Source organism: Staphylococcus sp. HMSC077D08, assembly GCF_001837945.1.
Classification (GTDB): domain Bacteria; phylum Bacillota; class Bacilli; order Staphylococcales; family Staphylococcaceae; genus Staphylococcus; species Staphylococcus epidermidis.
In genome coordinates this window covers 1-2,143 of sequence record NZ_KV834828.1, presented here as the reverse complement: position 1 = coordinate 2,143, position 2,143 = coordinate 1, and the positions used below count along the sequence as shown (strand labels likewise).

At 28.1% G+C, this 2,143-nt stretch carries 3 protein-coding genes; 1 reads left to right on the top strand and 2 read right to left on the bottom strand.

What is annotated here, in order from left to right:
* Positions 1–189: 189 nt before the first annotated feature.
* Positions 190–291, top strand: coding sequence for a type I toxin-antitoxin system Fst family toxin (locus HMPREF2663_RS12820; protein ID WP_002446825.1), 102 nt, complete (start codon positions 190–192; stop codon positions 289–291).
* Positions 292–434: 143 nt separating this feature from the next.
* Here the strand turns inward: HMPREF2663_RS12820 and HMPREF2663_RS11195 are convergent, their stop codons facing one another.
* Together HMPREF2663_RS11195 and HMPREF2663_RS11190 are read right to left on the bottom strand one after the other, a co-directional pair.
* Positions 435–1,205: an ABC transporter permease gene (locus tag HMPREF2663_RS11195; RefSeq protein WP_002496553.1), complete on the bottom strand. Its 771-nt coding sequence runs from the start codon at positions 1,203–1,205 to the stop codon at positions 435–437.
* A 1-nt stretch (position 1,206) separates the two neighbouring features.
* A complete protein-coding gene (locus tag HMPREF2663_RS11190) occupies positions 1,207–1,902 on the bottom strand; it encodes an ABC transporter ATP-binding protein (RefSeq protein WP_002446823.1) in 696 nt (231 codons plus the stop codon).
* Between the last annotated feature and the right edge of the window lie 241 nt (positions 1,903–2,143).

The following is a 2,143-nucleotide window of genomic DNA, read 5'->3' as shown; positions in this document are numbered from 1 at the left end:
AACTTGAAATATACTTATAAAGTATCTCTTTTACCTCTAGATATCATAGAAATGGATCTGAATCTCACTATCATTACATAAAATGACTTATCGGAAGTTATCTATTATCCCTTATTCAGAGATGATATAATATACAGGTCGCCTATCTCTCAGGCGTCAATTTAGACGCAGAGAGGAGGTGCATATCAGATGATCGAAGCTCTTGTTCACATCACGACCACAGTCATCAGTGGTTGTATTGTTGCGTTATTTACGCATTGGCTACGTACACGTAACAATAAGAAAAAATAGGCGATATTAAGCCAACACCTAAAAATCCCCTCACTACGGCAATAGTGAGGGGATTGGTGCATATAATGCACGAAGCTCTTGTTAAGTGAATTATAACACTGTTTAGTAGAGAAATGCAAAATTATAAAGTGTGTTGAGTTAAATTAAACATTTTTCTTTTTAAAGACAAGTACTACGAGAATTAAGAAAATAATAATATAAACAATATTACCAATAAACAATTCATGTAGTTCTAATTTTGTGTATTTTTTCATGCTTTTGTCAACAATTTGAATCATAATATTCATCATACTAATAGGGTTCCATTTTAACCATTCCCATTTATCTACAATAATTGTTAATATACCTGACAAGATTGAAGTGGCAAAATAAAATACAATACCAACAGCAATAGAGACACCAGGACTTTTCATTGCACATGAAATTAATAAAGTGACACTTAAAACTAACCAAGTTCCGACATATGTACCTAACCCGGTTAATAACATTTTACTTAATAACGATAACTCATCCCCCTTACTTTCAATGAGATTAATATCATTGAAGAAAATAGCCCATAAAATAAATCCTACAACAATGCTAATAATAAAATATAGTAATGAAAAGATTACTAATGTAATAATTTTACTGATAATAATATTTGTTCTTGTATATTTGCGATAGAGAAGATTTTTAATTGTACCATGATAAAACTCCATTGAAATAATGGTGCTGGCTTGAATAATTAATAAAAAGATAAACCATGAAAATCCACTAAAAGCTGATTCAATAGACGATTGTGGAGAAAAAACATCATCATAATTTTTAGAAATTATAGCTTGAACAACCATTAATAATATAATGATAATTGGTATAATAAATGTTGATTTCTTTTTACATAATTTAAAACATTCTTGTTTAATTAAAGTCCCCATTTTAAGATTGATCCTCCTTATCAATGATATTTAATAATACATTTTCTAAATCGTTATCCTCATATTGATTTAATTCCTCTTCTGTAGTTTCAGTAACAAGTTTACCTTTGTTAATGATAAGGATAGAATTTGTAATTTTTACTAATTCACTCAAAATATGACTAGAAATTAAAAAAGTAACTCCTTCTTGTGCTTTTTTTACAATAAGTTCTCTCACATCTCTCACAGCCTTAGGATCTAAACCATTCATAGGTTCATCTAAAATAATTAACTGAGGTTGATTTAAAAAAGCTATTGCAATACCTAATTTTTGTTTCATACCAAGTGAATATGTTTTTGCTTTGTTATGTATATAATCATCCATATCCAGTTGAGAGACAATTGTATCAATATCGTGAGTATTTTTTGTTTCATTTAATAGTTTTAAATTGTCATATCCTGACATGAAAGGATATATTCCAGGATTTTCAATCAATGCACCAACATTACTTTTTTTATTCTTATTTTCAATAATTCTAAATGTCCCATCTTGATAGCTCGAATAACCTAATATGACTTTCATTAAAGAGGTTTTTCCTGCACCATTGGCACCCACAAGACCAATAATCTGTCCTCGTTTTAGGTTTAAAGAAACATCCTCAAGAATAGTCTTATTACCTATCTTTTTTGTTAAATGTTCTACTGTTAAAACATCCATACAATTAGCTCCTTTTTCTTATTTAGATATATGTTATAAATCTAACCTTAATTTATCATAAACTATAATTTATTAAAATGAATATTGAGATACATCAATATAAATCAAATGAAATTCTGTCTATTTTAAGTACACCCTAATCATACAAAATAAGTTTGTCACTTTACTTGATATATGAGAATATTTTTATTTAATAAATAAGAAAGAGCGTGGGACATAAAGTTCCAGGATAAGTAAATAA